The sequence below is a fragment of the Pseudomonas sp. PAMC 29040 genome (assembly GCF_003994535.1).
Lineage (GTDB): Bacteria > Pseudomonadota > Gammaproteobacteria > Pseudomonadales > Pseudomonadaceae > Aquipseudomonas > Aquipseudomonas paraversuta.
The window spans coordinates 39306-58158 of sequence record NZ_RZAA01000011.1; the positions used below are offsets into that span (position 1 = coordinate 39306).

Consider the following 18853-nt stretch of genomic DNA (forward strand, 5'->3'; position numbering starts at 1 on the left):
GCACGGCCAGCTCAAGATTCGGAAATTGTTTTGGAGGGGGTTACAACAATGGCTGCAATACGAACGACTGCAGGACCCGACTGATGCCGGAACCGCGTGGCGCGGCTCCGGCAAAGCAAACAGTCAGGCTTGACGCTGATGCTTGTCGATTTGCTCATGGCGCTCTTGAGCTTCGATGCAGTACTTGGTGGTCGGGCTGATCAGCAGGCGCTTAAGGCCAATTGCCTCGCCGCTGTCATCACACCAGCCGAAGCTGTCATCTTTGATGCGTTCCAGTGCTTGTTCCAGTTGAGGCAGCATGCGCTGGTCGCGATCGATAGAGTTCACCAACCAGGTACGCTCTTCTTCAACCGAAGCGGCGTCCGCAGGGTCAGCTGGAGTGTCCAGGCTTTCGATCGCGATGCGGTTCTGCTCAATACGCTCGTGGGTTTCAACCTTCATGTTTTGCAACAGCTCGCTGAAAAAAGCATGTTGCTCGGCATTCATGTAGTCATCCGCCGGCATGGCCAGCAACTTATCCTTTGTCATTGATTTCTCTATAAAAAATACGTGCATTAAGGCGAATTAGGGAGCGTCCTGACCGTTCTTCATCCCAACCAGTTAGGTGCCATCTATTTCAAGCGCCACCCGGCACTCAATTTACGAGGGGCGGCAGTCTAAGGCCGACTTATCGAGTCAGCAACTGAAATGACAGCTATTTGTCCAGCAAAACATGGAAAACGACGAAAAACCTGTTACGCAGGGGCTAATGGAGTGCGTTTATCGCAAGAAATTCAATTGTTGCCCTGAAAATGCCCCCAGTGCGGACTTCTGTCCCGCTCCCACCTACAAACCTCGCTCATTGCTGGCCTCAAGCAAGGGTTCCTATTGTGCGGCTCCTCTCCAGATAGCCAAGGAATAGTCATCATGACTGCCCCGACTGACCACACGACGCCCTCCCCCGAGATCAAATCCGCCCCCAGCCTGCTCAACAGCGGTGACCTGTATTCCGGAGCCTACAACTTTATGAGCAGCATCAGTGCCGGGGTCGATCCGCGCACCGGTGCGTTCTCTGCCTTGGTGAGCCTGCCCACCGGCGCCGCCAACGATTTGCGCGGGCCCATCAGCCAGTTGCATCTTAGCCATAGCCCGCTGATGGCCGAAGATCAGGGCTTCGGTCAGGGCTGGATGCTCGGCACCACCTCCTGGGACGGGGCCAGCCAACAACTGCAACTCAATTCCGGCGAGCGTTTTCGCGGTGAGATTGTCGGCCAGAGCATGCGTTTCCCCGATGTGCGTTTGCCGGTAGTCGCAGTGACCGTTCAGCGTCAGGAAATGTGGGTCCGGCATAACGATGGCAGCTGTGAACGCCTGATCCCGCTGGCCGGACACTCCAGCCTGTGGGTGGTCAGCACCCTGGTGGGGGCCGATGGCAGCGCCCTGAATTTTGACTGGCGTTCAGTCGGCAACGCGGCCTACCTGCAAAAGGTCAGCGATGCCCGTGGCCGCACTGTGCTGGCACTGGCCTACGAGGGCGTGACAACCCGTCTGACGTTGCAGCCGGATACCCCCGCACAGGTGGTGATGTCTTTTCACCGGGTCTCCGGGCAGTTGCGCCGGGTAACGGTGGACGGCCTGCCCGATAATGGCTGGCAGTTTGAATACAGCCGCAGTGATTCAGGTCTGTTGCTGCTGAGCAAATGTACCCAGCCCACCGGCAGCAGCGAAGAGGTGACCTATAGCGATGCAAACGGTCTGGCGTTGCCGCCGGGGGCGCCGTTTGCGCGGATGCCGGTGGTCAGTCAGACCCGCAAGGACCCGGGGGACGGCCAGCCGGTGCAACTGGTTCGTTATGACTACGGCCTGTACGGCAGCAACAACTATTTTGGCTGGCCGGCAGTGCGCCAGTGGCGTAATCGCGAAGACAATCTCTATCACCTGACCGGGGGCGGCGATTTTCTCTACGGCTCCACCGAAACCCTGATGGATGCCCGGGGCACGCCCCTGCAAACCATCAGCCGCACCTTTAACCGCTTCCACCTGCTGACCCGAGAACGCACGCAACAGGGCCAGACCCTGCAGGAAACCGAGACCACCTATTACGACGAGCCCTGGCTGCCCATTGCCCGGCAACTGCCGTATTTCCAGTTCCCGCATAAAGTCATTACCCGTAAGGCGCAGCTGGATGGCCAACGGGTGTTGCGAGAGCTTGTTACCGAAGAACAAACCCGCTACGACGACCTCGGCAACCCGGTGTGGCACCGCAATGCCCTGGGTGGAATAGAAGAGTCGGAGTACTACCCGGTAACCGGTGAGAGCGACAACTGCCCGGCCGACCCACTGGGCCGCATCACCCGCCTGAAAAGTCGTACGGTCAGCCCGCCACCCGGTACCGAAGGCCCGGTCAAGCAGACCCGCTACCGTTATCAATCCTTGCCCGTGCGTGGGGATGCTCCAGGGTTTGCATTGCCGACTTTTGTCCAGAGCAGTGAAGAACGTTTGTTGCTGGTTGAGGGCAATCAGTCCACTGAACTGGGCCGCTCGACGCAAAATTTCATTAACGATCCGGCCTCGCCCCATCACAGCCGTATGCTCAGTGAAACCCAGACGGTACAGGGTAAAAGCACTACCCGCGCTTATAGCTACAGCCTCACTCAGGCGCGCAACGCCCGCTCGTTGGAACGTGCCGTATTGCAGGAAAAGGTCACGATCACCAGCCACGACGGACATAAATCCAGCTCCCAATCTTCACAAGATCTGTACTCGGGGCTAATGGTCACCGAGCAGACCGACGAGCAGCTGCGCATGGCCTTTGCCCACGATGCCCTGGGGCGTGTGACTCAGGAAGTCGCAGCCCCGGATTCGGCGTTCGAGGCTGAGGTCAACTGGGCCTATTCGTTGTCGGCCAGCGAGCGCTGCCAGACCCGAATCGGCGCTTCCGGACGTAAGGAAACTGTCTGGCTCGATGGTATGGCCCGGGAAATCCGCCGTGAAAAACAGACCGACAGCGGTGAGACCTATACCGCCTGGACCGCCGAATATGACGTGCTGGGCCGGGTGTTCCGTGAAACGACTTACGATCCCGGTAACGAAGACGTCCCGGCCCTGAGCCTGACCACTGAACGCACCTTTGATGACTGGGGCAATGTGCTGACCGAAACCGGCGCAGACGGTGTCACCCAACATACCCTGGCCGACCCGGTAGCCCTGACCGGCAGCAGTTGGCAGACCGATGCCAAGGGTGTGGCCGGGGCCAGAACCGTGACCACCCACACCCTGGATGGCAAGCCGCTGACCGAGAGACTGTATTGCGCAGACGGCGTACTTCAGCACGAACTTAGCTGGAGCTATGACGGCCTTGGCCGCTGCATCAGCCAGTTCGATGCCATGGGCCTGGAGACCCGACAGCAGTGGGATGTACGGGACCGACTACTGTCCACCACCCTGCCCGACGGCAGTGTCATCAAGCGCACCTATGCCGAAGGCCATGACGGTGATTTACCGGCCACGGTCTCGATCACTCATCCGTCTTTGAGCACTAATGAAGTCCTGCTGGGCGAGCGCAAATATGATGGCCTGGGCCGACTGGTGTGGGAAAAGGTCGGGCAGGGTGTATCTGAATGGGAATATGCCGAAGGAGAAATCCACGCCCATACCCAAACCTTGCCTGACGGCACTCAAGTCCATACCGAACGCCAACCGGAACTGGCCGGCGCGTTGCTGTCGCTGCAAGCCCCCGGGATCAGCGTGTTCAATCAATACGATCCGCTAAGCGGCCGTTTGCTGGAAGCCCAAGGCAATCTGGGTCTGCAAAAAGATCACTGGTCCCCGTCCGGCCAACTGAGCAAAGCCGACTACGCCTGGCACGGCGACCAGCCGCGCTCGCAACAGCAAAGCACCACCCCGTCGGGCAAAGTGACGCGCCTGACAGATGCCGACGGTGCCGAACAGCGCTGCCAGTACGATGAATTCGGGCGTTTGAGCGTGCAGCAAGGTCCCGATGTGAGCATCAGCATTACTTACGATGCAGCCTCGCGGATTCACCAGCAGCGCACCCAATCAAACGATGGCTCGCGGGACATGACCGTAACCCTTGGCTACGACAGTCTTGGCCGTCCGGCCCGCCGAGAAACCTCTACCCGAACGCCGAATGCACAGCATGTAGAAGTGCAGACCCAGCAATGGCGTAAAGACGGCAAACTGACCCAGCGCGAACTGACCCGTGACGGTGTTCTGGTGCGTAGTGAAACCTTCGACTACGACCTGCGCGGACGGATGATTGCCCATCGCCTTGAAGGCCCGTCGTTGCCCGAAGATGCCCACGGCAAAACCTACCACGAGCAGCACTTTCAATACGACGCCCTCGACAATATTCGTCGTCTGGAAACGGTCTTTGCCGACGCCAGCGCCAGCAATATCAGTACATTTACCTATAACTCCGCCGACCTCACCCAGCTGATCAGCGTCAGCCACAGCCGCGCCGATTACCCGGCACCGGTAACCCTGGAGTACGACGCGCTGGGCAATCTCAAACGCGACGAGCGCGGTAATCCACTGCACTACGACGCCCTGGGCCGACTGATCGGGGTAACCCTACCTACAGGCCAGCGCCGCTGGCACTACGGCCCGGCGGGCAACATCATCAAGACCGAAGACTCTACCGGCCCTCGCTGGCGTTACCACACCGGCGGCCAGCTCAGCTGCGAGATGGGTGAAGACACCCAGACCCGCTGGGTAAGGGCCGGCGCTGTTCCCGTGGCAGAAAGTCGACTGGCATCGGCAGTGCGCGAAGTCATGCTGCTGGGCACCGACGCCCAGGGCTCGATAACCACTGAGGCCTATAACGGGATCAATACACCGGTCTACGGCGCCTACGGCCAGAGCCAGCCCGGCACCAGCCGACTGGGCTACGCCGGCTCCTTGCGCGAACAGGACAGCGGCTGGTACTTCCTCGGTGATTACCGCATCTACAACCCCGCACTGATGCGTTTCCACAGCCGTGACAGCCTCAGCCCCTTCGGCGAAGGCGGCCTCAATGGCTATGCCTACTGCGCCGGGGATCCGGTCAACCGCATCGATCCATCGGGCCATTCGTGGCTGGACTGGCTGTTGCCGGCGGCCGGCATCGCCCTGGCCGTGATCGGCACCGTGGCCTCCCTGGGTGCGTTGGCGGCGCCCACCGCGGCGCTGACCGCCAGCTATGTAACGGCCGTCACCACCGCGACCCTGAGTGTGGTGTCGCTGGCAGCGGACGTGGCCTCGATAGCCTTGCTGGCCACCGGCAATGAAAACGCCGGACGGATTCTGGGCTGGGTGGGCATGGCAACGGGGCTGGCTTCGGCGGCCCCGTCGATGGCCGGGGCTGCGGCCAAGGGGGTCAAAAAGGCCGGGAGGTTCGTGGGCAGCTGGCAGCACAAACTGCAGCATGCCGGCGGTGCACCGGGAGGCGGCCGGGGATTTCCCGGACATGCCCAGCGAGTGGGAGCAACGGCTGCGCCGATACCTAAGATGGATCTAGCCTATTTGCTGGAACAAGGACCGACCCGGGAGCGCTTTTTACCGCACTTGTCCCGTGCTGATCTGCAAAATATCGGGCAAACCAACTCGGCTAACAGGGCAGCAGTTTATTCAAGCTGGTCATCCACTTCTTTTGAACCACTCCAGCTTCCTTACAGTGGCAGAGCCGGCTTTGTTAACGGGCATCTGGAGCAACTACCCTATCCAATTATTCATAATCCCGACTTTGTCGCCGAGGTCAGACAAACAATTTCAGGTAATCACCCCAGGTATTACCCTTGGCAGATCGGTGCGGCAGGTATCGAGAACCCAAGACAGTTAAGAATTATAGAACCCATGATTTTCGATAACATGGTTCCGGACAGACTTGCTGACCCGCAATTTTTTACCGGAAGGTACGCAAGTTTTGAACTGGATTTTCAGTGGTTTTCACAGCGAGGGGAAATAGTGCGCAGAGAGCAACTTTGCCGGATTCTGTAGCGGCCTGCGCAGAGCTGAACATATTCAGCCGGAGTGTTGAATAAAGGTCCTGAACAGCAAGATCGTACAAGAACTGCAGATCCGGATTGATTAGCATAATCGCCTTTCTGGAGCAAAAGGATCCTTGGCCGTGACTCGAAAGGTATTTTGGGACGATCCCTATCGAACAACCCTGGACACTCTCGTCAGTCACGTCGATGGCGAGCGGGTTCAGGCCCGGGCAACGATATTTTTTGCGTTTTCCGGGGGCCAGGAAAGCGATGGCGGTTCCCTTGCCGGATACCCGGTGCTCAAGGCTGAAAAACATGGCCTGGACATCATTTACAGCCTGCCCCATGACCATTCGCTGAAACCAGGCGACGCCGTGGCCTGGCAGATTGACTGGGCGCGGCGATACCGGCTGATGCGCCTGCACTTTGCAGCAGAAATGGTCTTGCAGCTGGTCTATCAAAGATGCCCGGGCATCCAGCGTATCGGCGCGCACATAGCTCAGGACAAGGCCCGCATCGATTTCGCCAGTGATCAGAACCTAGCCCCGTTGTTCCCGGAGATCGAATCGGCGGCCGCACAATTGATCAGCCGCGACCTGACTATATTCACAGACTTCAGCGATGTGCCGACACAGCGCCGATTCTGGGAAGTCGAGGGTTTTGCCAGGATGGCCTGTGGCGGCACCCATCCCAGATCAACCCGTGAGGTTGGCGCTGTAAAACTCAAACGCAAGAATACCGGCCGGGGCAAGGAGCGGATCGAAATCATGCTGGTGGATCCAGCGCATGATGGCTGATCAGCGAACTGACAGAGCCTTGCGCATAAACACCCGGGCGAATCCATTTTCGCTGGCCCTGCGGGTTTCCTGGTAGCCAAGCTTTTTATAGATTGCGATGTTCTCGGTCATCAGCTCATGGGTGTAGAGCCTGATGGCGTCGCAACCATTACGCAGTGCATGGCGCTCACAGAAGGCCATCAGTATTTTGCCGATACCTTTGCCTTTATGCCGAGGCTGTACGGCGATATTGATAAGCAGCAACCCTGTATCCTCCAGGCTCATCACCAGCACCCCCAGCAGGTCCGCCCCTTCTTCAAGTACGAAGGTGTGGGTATCAGCCACCACCTGCCGGTAATCATCCAGCATGGGGCCCGGTTTTTTTCCGATCCTGCGGATGTAAGGCTCATAGGCCTGGTTAACCAGCGCAGCAATGGCCTCAGCATCGCCCTGACCGGCGCGACGAATAACTCTCACAGTATGCAATGCATGCCTCCCGGGCAAAGATGCCTTGTATCCACCCGTCATTCCCGCCCCCGCGGCCGGGGGCAGGCCTTCAATCAGCCAATGACGCGGTGTCTTTTTCGAGCAAAACCGCACCTGCCCCGAGCCGGTTCAAATGATCGCCCGGGTTGCGTAGCGGACAGTCCTCCATCGACAGGCAGCCACAGCCGATGCAACCGTCCAGCTGGTCGCGAAGCTGGCTGAGGCTGCGTATCCGTTCGGCCAGCATGTCCCGCCAGATTGTCGAGAGATGCGCCCAGTCCGTGGCCGTCAGTGGTCTCCCGGATGGCAGCTGGTCCAGCGCACCCTTGATGGTGGCCAGGGGAATACCGGCACGCTGTGCGATTTTGATGATGGCAATCCGGCGCAGAATATCCCGCGAATAACGACGCTGATTGCCCGCATTGCGCTGCCCGTGGATCAGCCCCTTGGCCTCGTAGAAGTGCACGGTGGCAATGGTGACACCGCAGCGACGGGCGACCTCCCCTACCCCAAGCAGCACGCGTACATCAATCATGGCCCCTGACTCCTGTTGACCTCACCTTTACATGAGGTCTTATAAAGAGTGTCGGCTTGCCTTTGCAAGCCTTCATTCGCTGCTGCGAGTGACCTCACCAAGTGGAGCCACCATGGACCAGCGTCACCTTCCGTCTGATCAACACCCGCAATCGGTACCAGCGCCACAGCCTTGTGCACGCCCCGCAAATACCGGCTGGGCCGCCCTGCTCTCGGGCGCCAATGGGGTGCGCTCACTCGCGCTCGCCGGTGGTGTCATCCTGCATGCGGTCAATGTCTATATAGCCACCACGATTCTGCCTTCGGTGGTCAGGGACATCGGCGGCATCGACTATTACGCCTGGAACACCACCCTGTTCGTCGCGGCCTCGATCCTCGGCTCCGCGCTGTCGGCCAGGCTGCTCGCCCGCACCGGGCCCCGAGGTGCCTATATCAGCGCCAGCCTGGTGTTTGCGGCGGGCGCGTTGATCTGCGGGCTTGCCCCGTCAATGCCGGTGATGCTGCTCGGGCGCTTTATTCAGGGACTGGGCGGCGGGTTCCTGTTCGCGCTCTCCTACGCAATGATCCGCCTGGTATTCGATGAATCCCTGTGGCCGCGGGCGATGGCGCTGATCTCGGGCATGTGGGGGGTGGCAACCCTGGTCGGCCCTGCCATAGGCGGCATCTTCGCCGGGTTCGGGGTATGGCGGGCAGCGTTCTGGTCGCTGATCCCGGTGGCAGCGCTGTTCGCCCTGCTGGCTGCAACCGTACTGCCCGGACGCAGTGCCGACAGAGCGCCAGGCTCGCCACTTGCGCTGGCCCAACTGCTGTTCTTGACAGCAGCAGTGCTCGCTGTTTCAGCCGGCAGCGTGTCGCCCGAGCTGTCACACAATATTCTGGGGCTTGGCGCCGCCGTCATCCTCACCGCCCTGCTGATACGTAGCGAACGCCGAGCCCGCCACCGGCTGTTGCCTGATGGGGCGTTCCGGATCAGCACTGCGCTGGGTGCTCTATATGCCACGATGTCATTGCTTGCGGTCGCGGTGACCAGTGGCGAAATATTCGTGCCGCTGTTCCTTCAGGTACTGCACCATCAGTCCGCCCTGGTCGCCGGTTATCTTGCGGCGCTGATGGGGGCCGGCTGGACATTGGGCTCCGTTGCCAGTTCAGGGGCGAGCGGCGCAGGCATCCGGCGCGCAATCCTCGCCGGGCCGATCCTGGGCCTGGTCGGCATGCTGATGCTGGCGGTTTTGATGGGTAGCCCAAGTAGCGGTGACTGGTTGGCGGTCATGCCGATCTGCCTGGCGCTGGTAGCAATCGGACTGGGGGTGGGCCTGGCCTGGCCGCACCTGCTGACCCGGGTGTTCCAGGCCGCGCCCGCGGGCGAGCAGGACCTGACCAGTGCGTCCATCACCACCGTGCAGTTATTTGCCACCGCGCTCGGCGCAGCGCTGGCGGGGATGGTGGCGAACCTCGCCGGCCTCACTGAGCCCGGTGGCATCGCCGGCACCATGAGTGCGGCCGGCTGGCTGTTCGGGGTGTTCGCACTGGCCCCGGTGATCGGCGTTTTTACTGCCCTGCGGGTGATCCGCTTGAGGCCGTCTTAGTCGTCAACCAGGCGCCCCAGAACAGGCTGCTGAAGAAACGGGTGGCCGCGCCGAACCCGGCCTCATGCAGCAGTTTTTGCACCGCCGCCTCGGAGTGTGGCGGGTCCGCGCCCTGGAGGATTTTGCCAAGCTTGACCTTTACTTCATCGGGGCTGGCTCCGTGTTGCCGCCAGCGCTGGCCCCAGGCCGCAAGCAATAACGGCTCGCTGGCATAGGCATGGTGATTGCCCGCGACAATCAGCGGCGCACCCGGTTCAAGACGAGCCTCGATCGATTGCAGAATGCGGCGCTTGGCATCGTCCCCGCCCAGATGGTGGAGCACACCGACAAGGGTGGCGGCGTCATAAGTGGCGTCTGCCGCCAGGTCCTCAATATGCCCAAGGTGGATATCGGTTCTTGCAAGCAAACCGCGGGCATCCAACTGCTGCCTTGCCACCTCCAGCATCGGTTCGCACGGGTCGAGCGCAGTGAAGCGCCAGCCTGGCTCCAGCGCTGCCATCGCAATGATTTCCTGGGCCGTACCACCAGCACCCACCACCAGAATTTTCGCCGTGTTGCGGTGGCCCAGGCTGGCCGCCAGCATGCACGCCGCCAGCTCGTGACAGGCGTCATATCCTGCCAGCGCGATGCGGCTCTGGCGCCCGTATTCATTGGCCCGTGAGGCATCAAATTTTGCAACGGCGTCGCTGGTGGATGATTTCAAGGGGGTTCTCCATGGCTTGAAATCAAACTACTCCCGCCGGACCGATAATAAAAATTCATTAATTTTATATATTGGATTCCAGCATGGAATACGCGACGCAATCTCAGGATTTACTGAGCGTTCAACAACCGCTCAATGCCTGCGGTCGAGGCTCACTGGCAAAGAACCAGGGCCGCAGACGCACGCCCACGCTATTGCCGATAAACGCTGCCACTAACCACAACCAGCCATGCAGGCTGCCCGAGGCGATGCCGCTGAAGTACGCGCCAATATTGCAGCCGTAGGCCAGACGCGAACCGTAACCGAGCAGCAAACCACCGATCACGGCTGCGAGCAGCGAGCGCGCGGGGATTTTCAGGCTTGGTGCGAAACGCCCGGCCAGCCCGGCGGCCAATAGCGCACCGAGAACAATGCCGATGTCCATGACGCTGGTGATGTCTTCCCACACCGGTGCGGCCAGGGCTTTGGCGTTGCCCGGGACCTGCCAGAACACCCAGCTTGCGACATCGATACCCAGCCCGCTGGCAACCTTGGCTCCCCACAACGCGAACGCCGAAGTAATGCCCCATGGCCGGCCCGCCAGCGCCAGGGTGGCGTAGTTGAGCAAGGCCAGTGCAATCGCCCCCCATACCAACGGCCACGGTCCGCGCAGGAAGCGCCGCAGGCCCTGGTGCTCGCTGGTCACGCCCGCTTCAAGCTGACCGTGACGGCCCTTTTCCAGGCGCACGGTCACCGCGGCGATGATCCCGAACATGGCCAGGCTTGCGAGCATCGCCGGCACCACACCGAAGCTCTTGACGATGGAAATCGCCGGGAACGACGGCAATGCAAACCACCAGTCAACGTGCTGGGTGGCGATCAACGAACCGCAGATAAAGAACAACAGGGTCACCAGCATGCGTGCATTACCGCCGCCCACGGTGAACAGGGTGCCTGACGCACAGCCGCCGCCCAGTTGCATGCCGATGCCGAAAATGAATGCACCGAACACCACCGAAATTCCGGCCGGTGCCACCAGCCCGACCACCGGCTGGCCGAACAGAGTGCCCGCCCCCAACGCGGGGAAGAACAGCACCACAGCCAACGCCAGCATGACCATTTGTGCGCGTAAACCTGCGCCTCGGCGATCAGCTATGAACACCCGCCAGGCCGAGGTAAAGCCGAAGGCTGCGTGATAAAGGGTCAACCCCAGTGCCGCGCCCACCACCAGCAACAGCACCTGGCGCGAGCCGACGCTGTTTTGCAGGAAGGCGGCGCCAAACACCAGCAAGACAAAGGCCACCAGCGGCGCAAACGACTTGCGCGCGGGCGTCATAGAGAGAGAACTGCTCATGAAGAATCTCGGTCCGTTTGATTACGATTAATTGCGAGGGCGCCGAGTATAAACCCGGGAGCGGCTCCGATCTGCGGGTAATTGGTGCCGGGCACCCAAGGCCTGTGCCCGGACAGGTTCAAACCGCAGCGGCTTCAACCCCTGTCAGGCGCCGAATGTTTTAGCCAGCGCGGTTGCTCCCCTGGCGGTCAGGGTGAGTGCCCTGGAGTCGAGATGACGGCTCACCCAGTCGCGTTTGAGCATCAGTTCCAGCAGTGCGGCCCCCAGCGCGCCGCCCATATGCGGCGTGCGCTCGCTCCAGTCCATGCAGGGATAGGCCAGGCGCCTGCGTTGCTGCACCAGGTAATCCACCTCAATCCCCAGTCTGGCCAGCAGCTGCGCACCTTTCTCGGTGAGGTCATAGTCCTGGCCCTGGATCTGGATCCAGCCCTCTGCCAGCATTGCGTCATGCACCTTCACCGCGATTTCGCCGGCGCAATGGTCGTAGCAAGTCCTTGCCTGTTTCAACGCCGAAGGTGTACTGGGCCTGAATACCGTCGCTGCGCGATCGGTGATCGACAGCAGCGCTTCCAGCGCCCGGGCCACTTGCGGACTGTTGAGCCGGTAGTAGCGATGACGGCCCTGCACATGCATCTGCACCAGCCCCTGCTCACGCAGCCGTGCAAAATGACCGCTCGCAGTGGACGCCGCAATATCGGCCAGTGCCGCAAGTTCGGTGGCCGTGCGTGCGCGACCATCCAGGAGCGCGCACAACATTATCGCGCGCGACGGATCAGCAATTGCCCCCGCCACCGCCGCCAGGGAAAGATCCGCAGCTTCAACATCCATAGTTCACTCAATCCCGAAGTGTTGATGTACCGGAGCGCCATACTGAGGCCAAATACCCTGAAGCGATAGATCGATGAGTCAATCAGGTTTCTTTGGCCACAAGGTGGTAGCGGCGACGACTTCGGCACCCTGTTCTGCAGCATGTTCGGCAACCGCTACCAGGACATGCCGCCGCCGGCCAGAGAAGTCATCAGCCAGGTTAAACAGGTTGGGCTGCCTACTAATCTGTAGTGAAGCAATACTAAATATGACAAATTGCCCGAGGATCAAAGAACCTGCGCCATCTGTCCGCAGGCTGCGCTTTCTGGCCATGTATGCGTCAGGCCAGCGCGCACCGAGCCCACCTTCCAGTTGCCAGCGAGGCTTGTCATGAGCACAACCCCTGCCGATAACCGCCCGGTTTACCAGGCTGCCTGCCATTGCGGCACCGTACGTTTCGCGCTACGGCTGAGCGATGGCCTGAACACGGTACGCCGGTGCAATTGTTCCTACTGCCGTATGCGCGGTGCGGTCGCCGTGTCGGCCAATCTGGCAGACATCGAGATAGTGCAGGGCAAGGATGCGCTGACGCTCTACCAGTTCAACAAGAACGAAGCCCGGCATTACTTCTGCTCGCGTTGTGGCATCTATACCTTTCACCAGCGCCGCTCTTCCCCCCATCAATACGGCGTGAACATTGCCTGTATCGAACACATGAGCCCGTTTGATTTCGCAGAAGTACCGGTGCTCGAAGGCCGCGCCCACCCCAATGACCGCGCGGACAAAAGGCCTTTGGTGGCGGGCTGGTTGCGCTATGAAGAGAATCGGCAGGTAACGGGTGATTGACGGCTGCCGGTCAGAACGGCAGTAGCAGCGCTACGGCTGGCGGCTTGCACGACCGGGTCGGCAAGCCTTGAGCCCGGCCCTAGCGCTGACGCAATAGGTTAACGTCGCCTTTGGCCCGGGTTTCGCGCAGGTACTCGTCCATCGAGTCATCCAGCGCCTGCAACCAGCGGGTATGGTGCGGGACCGCCGCCGTGCCGGTGATCACCGAACGATAGGACTTGTCGCGATAACCCATGATGTCGTGCTTCTTGTCGGTCTTCCACTTGAGAAAAATCCGGTTCACGGCATCGATATCGAAACTTGGATAGTCGGTCTGCTCGATCAGGTGCTTGATGTAACTGCCCTGGAATTCGTACATCGAGGCCGTGGACTCCAGGCTTTCTTCCCGGGCACGCCAGCGGGCGCTGTCGGCCTTCATGGCCGCCGGTGCAGGCAGGCCAATGCGCCCGAGCATGTAGTCGCGGGCATACCAGGCCTGGGCGTCGAACAGGTTGAAGCTGTACCAGAGGTCCTGCATGCCGAGGTAGATCAACTGCGGATTGTCTTCCCATATCACCCCTTGATAGAGCTCTGCGGGCCACAGCCGGTTGCCCGTCTTCAGGGTCAGTTCCTCGGACAGAAAGGGGAAATGGTGCTTGTAGCCGGTGCAGAGGATTATCGCGTCCACCCGCTTGCTGGAGCCGTCGATAAAGTACGCCATGTCGCCGTCCACTTTGCTCAGTTGCGGGCGCTCCTCCCAGTTTTTGGGCCACTTGTAGCCCATGGGCTGGGTGCGGTAAGCACTGGTTATCGAGCGCGCACCGTACTTGTAGCACTGCGAGCCGATGTCCTCAGCCGAGTAGCTGCTGCCCACGATCAACAGGTCCTTGCCCTTGAGCTCGGTGGCTTCGCGGAAGTCGTGGGCGTGCATGATGCGCCCCGAAAAGCGCTCAAAACCTTCGAAGGCTGGCACATTCGGGGTCGAGAAATGGCCGCTGGCAACCACCACAAAATCGAATACCTCAGTCTTGCTCTGCTGCAGGCTGTAGTCATGGGAAGTGACGCTGAACTCCCGCGTCGCCTGGTCGAAACTGACATGTTTGACCGCCGTATTGAAGCGAATGTAATCACGCACACCGGCCTTGTTCACCCGGCCCTGGATGTAATCCCAAAGCACTTCACGGGGCGGATAAGAAGAGATCGGTCGACCGAAATGCTCATCGAAGCTGTAGTCGGAAAACTCCAGGCACTCTTTCGGGCCGTTGGACCACAGGTAACGGTACATGCTGCCATGGACCGGCTCGCCGTGCTCATCAAGCCCGGTGCGCCAGGTGTAGTTCCACATACCGCCCCAGTCGGCCTGCTTCTCGAAGCAAACCACATGCGGCATGGAAGCGCCTTTGGCATGGGCGGATTGAAAGGCACGCAGTTGCGCCAGGCCGCATGGACCGGCACCGATAATAGCGACACGAATAGACATCTGATTCCCTCGACAGTTAAACGCAGAAAAATAAAACACCGCCCCGGACGGCTAAAGCCGCAGGCAACGGGAGAAAGAGTTCAGGCGTTAAGCTGCAGGTGGCGGGAACGAGCGCTTGCGTTTGAATGCCACCAGCACGTCGTGGGGCAGCATTGGCTGGTATTGATAGCGTCTGGAGAGCTGTGCATTGGCACAAGGAGAAGCCATGAACCGAGCGGATTTCAGGTTAGGCCCATGGCCATCACTGCGTTGCGCAGGACGGGGGGCCGAAAAGCGAAAGATACGTGTGTTCTCATGCATGGGGGCTGATCCAGCCTCTTTTAGTTATGAATGCTCTGTAGCTATAAGGGATTAAAACGTTGATTGCAAGAATAAAACCCGTAGGGCCAGCATGGGTAAGTGCCGGCCCGGGACGCTTGGGTTTATGCGGGCAGCCCTGGCAAGGGGCTGCCCGTCAGCACCCGAAACCGCCAAGGGGCGGCTGCCGAGCGACTAGCTGCGCGCGTCGAAGTCACTGGCATCGTGACGCTCGGGCAACTGCTGCGAAGGGTCCCCCGAAATCCGGTTGACCCGGCGTCCTCGCTGGACCGCAGGCCGCGCCTCAACGGCATCCGCCCAGCGCTGGACATGCTTGTAATCCTGCACCGAAAGGAACTGCGCGGCCTCATATAACCGGCCTTTGAGCAGGCCGCCGTACCAGGGCCAGATCGCTATGTCGGCGATGGTGTATTGATCGCCGGCGACGTATTCGTTCACCGCCAGCTGCTTGTCCAGCACGTCCAGTTGACGTTTGACTTCCATGGCAAAACGGTCGATGGCGTACTCGATCTTGATCGGCGCATAGGCATAAAAATGGCCAAACCCGCCCCCCAGATACGGCGCGCTGCCCATCTGCCAGAACAGCCAGGACAGGCATTCAGCCCGGGCCGCCGGTTCGGTGGGGACAAACGCCCCGAACTTCTCGGCCAGGTACAGCAAGATCGCTCCCGACTCGAAGATGCGCACGGGCTTGGGCCCGCTGTGATCCATCAGCGCCGGAATCTTGGAGTTAGGGTTTACCGCGACGAAGCCGCTGGAGAACTGATCGCCTTCACCAATCTTGATCAGCCAGGCATCGTACTCGGCCCCTTGATGACCGAGGGCCAGCAACTCCTCCAGTAAAATGCTGACCTTCTGCCCGTTGGGCGTGGCCAGGGAATACAGCTGCAGCGGATGACGCCCCACCGGCAATTCCTTGTCGTGGGTGGCGCCGGCCACCGGCCGGTTGATGCTGGCGAAAGTCCCGCCGTTTTCCTTGTTCCAGGTCCAGACCTTGGGTGGTACGTAATCAGTCATGCTTGATACTCCCGGGATTCAATTGCGCGGTGGACCAGCCAATATAGATAACGCTGCAACCGTGCAGTTCAGAACAGACGAAAAACTCGACCATACACCTTCGAAGAGCGCCGGAGTACCGACGGCTTGCAGCGCTGCAAGCCGGCCCGGACCTTGACCCGCAGACTGGCTGAATCTTCCAGCGTTGATATTTTTTCCAGTTAGCTGCATCCAGTTGCTTCTCCCGTGGGTAGTACAGGTAGTAGCCATAGCTGCTGAACTGATTACCTTTCTGGAGAGATTTGCATGAACGCTAAACGATTCCTGGGCATTGTCAGCACTACGCTTGCGGCTACCTGCTTGTTGGTCACAGTGCCAGCTGCGTATGCCCAAACAGATTTGCCCGACAGCATCAAGGTTCCTGACGGTCACAAGGTCGCCCTGGAGACTGTGGGCGTAGGCGAAATCACGTATGAGTGTCGCGACAAAGCGAACGTCGCAGGTCAGACCGAATGGACTTTTGTCGGGCCCAAAGCAGTGCTTAATGATCGCAGTGGCAAACAGGTCGGCACCTACTTCGGACCACCTGCCACCTGGCAAGCCAAAGACGGCTCTAAAATCACCGGGACGCAACTGGCGGTTGCAGACTCAGGTACTGGTGACCTTCCCTATCAGTTGGTCAAGGCCAACCCTGCGCAAGGCAACGGCGCGATGAGCAATGTCAGCTATATCCAGCGAGTGGCCGTAAAAGGCGGCGTAGCCCCCATGACCGAATGCACCGCTGCAAACAAAGGCAAGCGCGAGGTGGTGAAATATCAGGCTGACTATATTTTTTGGGCAGCTAATTAAGCCAAGGATTCAGAACAGGCGGTTAGCGCGCAAAGTCGTCTACTCTCCTTCGACGAAACCCCGGCCCGATGGCTGGGGTTATTTACCAACTGCCGGCGGCTGAAAACTTTGTCTCTACCTGAACCCTGTTTTGACTATGAAGCCTGTCTGGCTGCTTGCGCCCGAGGCGAGCAGCAGGCATTGCAGGACTTGTATCAGCAGGAAAGTGCCCGTCTTTTAGGGGTTGCCAAGCGAATCGCTCGCGACAACGCCCTGGCCGAAGACATCGTGCACGATGCCTTTATCAAGATATGGACTCGTGCCGCCAGTTTCGATCCTGCACGAGGTTCTGCACGTGGCTGGATCTTCATCGTGACACGGCATTTGGCGCTGAACTTCATGCGAGATAACGCCCGGGAAGTGCAGGTCAGCGAGCACAGCGAAATGGCACTGCACGATTTAGCGTCCATGCAGACATCGTCAGGGAATGTGGACAGCTTCGATTATCGAGCCCGTTCAGGACGTATTTATGTGTGCCTTGAGCAACTGGAGCCGGCGCGGCGCAACTGCATTCTTCATGCATATGTCGATGGCTATTCGCATTCGCAAATATCGCAGAAACTGGGCACCCCGCTGGGGACTGTCAAAGCCTGGATCAAACGCAGCCTGGTGGTATTGCGGGAGTGCATGGGATGACCAGAAGCCCTGAGGGTGAGAGTCCCGACAACATTGATGAATTGGCGAGTGAGTATGTGCTGGGCACGTTGCCGGCCGAGCAACGCATCAAGATTAAAAAGCGTCTCGCTCAGGACGCCGATTTGCAAACAGCTGTCGATGCGTGGGAACAACGCTTGCTTGCCTTGACCGAACTGGCTGAACCGCAGCCCCCCTCTGCCCTGCTCTGGAGGCGAATCGAGCGCAGCGTGAACAGCACTGACCGGCGAGCATCAGGAGTGGCAGCCACCGCGAAGCCAACTTCATGGTGGAACCTTCTTCCTCTATGGCGTGGGCTCGCGGGAACAAGTCTTGTCGCAACGCTGTTGCTCGGATCAATACTCCTGACACGAACAGCTGTGGTAAACCCGACCACCTACCTGGTCGTTCTGGTAGCTCCGCAGAACCAGGCGCCCGGCTGGGTTATTCAGGCGAGCAACCCCAGGGAAATCCAACTGATACCTTTGGAGGTAGCGCAAGTCCCGGCTGATAAAGTACTTCAGTTCTGGACCAAAGCGGACGGCTGGCAAGCACCGGTATCCCTTGGCCTGGTCAAGCCAGGGCAAACGTTTTCAGTCCCTTTGGATAACCTGCCCCCTCTGGAACCCAACCAGCTCTTTGAGCTGACTCTGGAGAATCCCAATGGATCGCAGACCGGAAAACCCACAGGACCGATTCAGTTTATTGGCCGGGCCGTTAAAGTGATCTGAACAGGGGTTGAGTCGCCCCAGGTTCCGTGGACACCTTCGAGACACTGCCTGTAACCGAGAGCTGTCACTCCACTATCCAAGATGCAGGAGAATCATTGAGACAGTTTTTCAGACTTGCAACACGACTGGTTTCAGATAGAGGCTCGTGGCAATGACGGTCTCTGAACGATCCAGTGAGCAAGGTTTGGAGAGCAAAAGGGCGTAGGGGTTAATCATCTTCTCATCGATGGCCATTGTTCTTTGGCGAGGCGATTCAGCACCCACCCGCATCAGTTACCAGATAATCAATGCCTAAGGACAGCCCCATGTCATCCAGAAAAGCAGTGTTGAGCCATGTTGCGAAAACGTTCGATATCCAGCCTGATTACCCCTGGATCAAATTCCCGAAATACGCCGTCCTGAGGGACCCGGGATCTGAGAAATGGTTTGGAATAGTGATGAACGTACCCAAGGAAAAGCTGGGGCTCGCAGGCGAGGGAGAGGTTGATATTCTGGATGTGAAATGCGATCCGGACAAAGCGGGTTCACTTCGTCAAATGGAGGGTATTCTTCCGGGTTACCACATGAACAAAGAGCACTGGATCAGTGTGGTGCTGGACGGCTCGGTAGCAACCGAACACCTACACGAACTCATTCAAGATAGTTACGAGTTAACTGAGTAGCGGTTCGAACTGACAAATCATGGTTACTCGGTTGCACAGATTTTATCTGCGCTCCCCCATCGGGTGGTGTTTGGCTATTTTGACCGATTGCAACCTTGCACGAACGTCTGCTTCTGGCCGATTGCAGCC

The 18853-nt window shown here is 59.4% G+C and carries 17 protein-coding genes; 8 read left to right on the forward strand and 9 right to left on the reverse strand.

Going from position 1 to position 18853, the window contains the following annotated elements; translation table 11 throughout:
* Positions 1 to 123 precede the first annotated feature (123 nt).
* A complete protein-coding gene (locus WG29040_RS19030) occupies positions 124 to 528 on the reverse strand; it encodes a TraR/DksA C4-type zinc finger protein (protein ID WP_003446412.1) in 405 nt (134 codons plus the stop codon).
* A gap of 378 nt (positions 529 to 906) precedes the next feature.
* On the opposite strand from WG29040_RS19030, the gene WG29040_RS19035 reads away from it, so the two are divergent.
* Both WG29040_RS19035 and WG29040_RS19040 read left to right on the forward strand, forming a co-directional pair.
* Positions 907 to 5976, forward strand: a complete 5070-nt coding sequence (locus WG29040_RS19035; protein WP_127196681.1) for an RHS repeat-associated core domain-containing protein — start codon at positions 907 to 909, stop codon at positions 5974 to 5976.
* Positions 5977 to 6106: 130 nt separating this feature from the next.
* Positions 6107 to 6763, forward strand: a complete 657-nt coding sequence (locus WG29040_RS19040) for an alanyl-tRNA editing protein (RefSeq protein WP_127196682.1) — start codon at positions 6107 to 6109, stop codon at positions 6761 to 6763.
* Here the strand turns inward: WG29040_RS19040 and WG29040_RS19045 are convergent, their stop codons facing one another.
* The gene (locus WG29040_RS19045) at positions 6764 to 7228 is read right to left on the reverse strand and encodes a GNAT family N-acetyltransferase (RefSeq protein WP_127196683.1); all 465 of its coding nucleotides are present in this window, start codon (positions 7226 to 7228) and stop codon (positions 6764 to 6766) included.
* 70 nt (positions 7229 to 7298) lie between these two features.
* Complete coding sequence (soxR, locus tag WG29040_RS19050) at positions 7299 to 7763, reverse strand: redox-sensitive transcriptional activator SoxR (protein WP_003447721.1); 465 nt, start codon at positions 7761 to 7763, stop codon at positions 7299 to 7301.
* Between the two features lie 112 nt (positions 7764 to 7875).
* On the opposite strand from soxR, the gene WG29040_RS19055 reads away from it, so the two are divergent.
* Positions 7876 to 9348 carry an MFS transporter gene (locus WG29040_RS19055; protein WP_003447720.1) on the forward strand — a complete coding sequence of 491 codons (1473 nt, stop codon included), beginning with the start codon at positions 7876 to 7878 and terminating at the stop codon, positions 9346 to 9348.
* Here the strand turns inward: WG29040_RS19055 and WG29040_RS19060 are convergent.
* The 3 genes from WG29040_RS19060 to WG29040_RS19070 form a co-directional block, all read right to left on the reverse strand.
* Positions 9311 to 10051, reverse strand: a complete 741-nt coding sequence (locus WG29040_RS19060) for a cyclopropane-fatty-acyl-phospholipid synthase family protein (RefSeq protein WP_127196684.1) — start codon at positions 10049 to 10051, stop codon at positions 9311 to 9313. The two genes, WG29040_RS19055 and WG29040_RS19060, sit on opposite strands and share 38 nt — an antisense overlap.
* 121 nt (positions 10052 to 10172) lie before the next feature.
* Complete coding sequence (locus WG29040_RS19065) at positions 10173 to 11384, reverse strand: YeeE/YedE family protein (RefSeq protein ID WP_029612446.1); 1212 nt, start codon at positions 11382 to 11384, stop codon at positions 10173 to 10175.
* A 144-nt stretch (positions 11385 to 11528) separates the two neighbouring features.
* On the reverse strand, positions 11529 to 12212 hold the full coding sequence (locus WG29040_RS19070; protein ID WP_003447717.1) for a helix-turn-helix transcriptional regulator: 684 nt from the start codon (positions 12210 to 12212) through the stop codon (positions 11529 to 11531).
* A 369-nt stretch (positions 12213 to 12581) separates the two neighbouring features.
* Here WG29040_RS19070 and WG29040_RS19075 point away from each other — a divergent pair, with 369 nt between their 5' ends.
* Positions 12582 to 13037, forward strand: coding sequence for a GFA family protein (locus WG29040_RS19075; protein WP_003447716.1), 456 nt, complete (start codon positions 12582 to 12584; stop codon positions 13035 to 13037).
* Positions 13038 to 13116: 79 nt separating this feature from the next.
* Here WG29040_RS19075 and WG29040_RS19080 read toward each other — a convergent pair whose 3' ends face one another.
* From WG29040_RS19080 to yghU, 3 genes are all read right to left on the reverse strand, one after another.
* A complete protein-coding gene (locus tag WG29040_RS19080) occupies positions 13117 to 14496 on the reverse strand; it encodes an NAD(P)-binding domain-containing protein (RefSeq protein WP_010656049.1) in 1380 nt (459 codons plus the stop codon).
* Positions 14497 to 14583: 87 nt separating this feature from the next.
* On the reverse strand, positions 14584 to 14796 hold the full coding sequence (locus WG29040_RS19085; protein ID WP_127196685.1) for a hypothetical protein: 213 nt from the start codon (positions 14794 to 14796) through the stop codon (positions 14584 to 14586).
* A gap of 192 nt (positions 14797 to 14988) precedes the next feature.
* A complete protein-coding gene (gene yghU / locus WG29040_RS19090) occupies positions 14989 to 15831 on the reverse strand; it encodes a glutathione-dependent disulfide-bond oxidoreductase (protein ID WP_003447712.1) in 843 nt (280 codons plus the stop codon).
* Between the two features lie 285 nt (positions 15832 to 16116).
* Between yghU and WG29040_RS19095 the strand changes: the two genes are divergently transcribed.
* The 4 genes from WG29040_RS19095 (at position 16117) to WG29040_RS19110 (ending at position 18724) form a co-directional block, all read left to right on the forward strand.
* Positions 16117 to 16659, forward strand: a complete 543-nt coding sequence (locus WG29040_RS19095) for a DUF3455 domain-containing protein (protein ID WP_003447710.1) — start codon at positions 16117 to 16119, stop codon at positions 16657 to 16659.
* Positions 16660 to 16767: 108 nt separating this feature from the next.
* Positions 16768 to 17334 carry a sigma-70 family RNA polymerase sigma factor gene (locus tag WG29040_RS19100; RefSeq protein ID WP_029612448.1) on the forward strand — a complete coding sequence of 189 codons (567 nt, stop codon included), beginning with the start codon at positions 16768 to 16770 and terminating at the stop codon, positions 17332 to 17334.
* The gene (locus WG29040_RS19105) at positions 17331 to 18062 is read left to right on the forward strand and encodes an anti-sigma factor domain-containing protein (RefSeq protein WP_003447706.1); all 732 of its coding nucleotides are present in this window, start codon (positions 17331 to 17333) and stop codon (positions 18060 to 18062) included. Before WG29040_RS19100 ends, WG29040_RS19105 begins: the two co-directional genes overlap by 4 nt.
* A 305-nt stretch (positions 18063 to 18367) precedes the next feature.
* The gene (locus WG29040_RS19110; RefSeq protein ID WP_127196686.1) at positions 18368 to 18724 is read left to right on the forward strand and encodes an MmcQ/YjbR family DNA-binding protein; all 357 of its coding nucleotides are present in this window, start codon (positions 18368 to 18370) and stop codon (positions 18722 to 18724) included.
* Positions 18725 to 18853 lie beyond the last annotated feature (129 nt).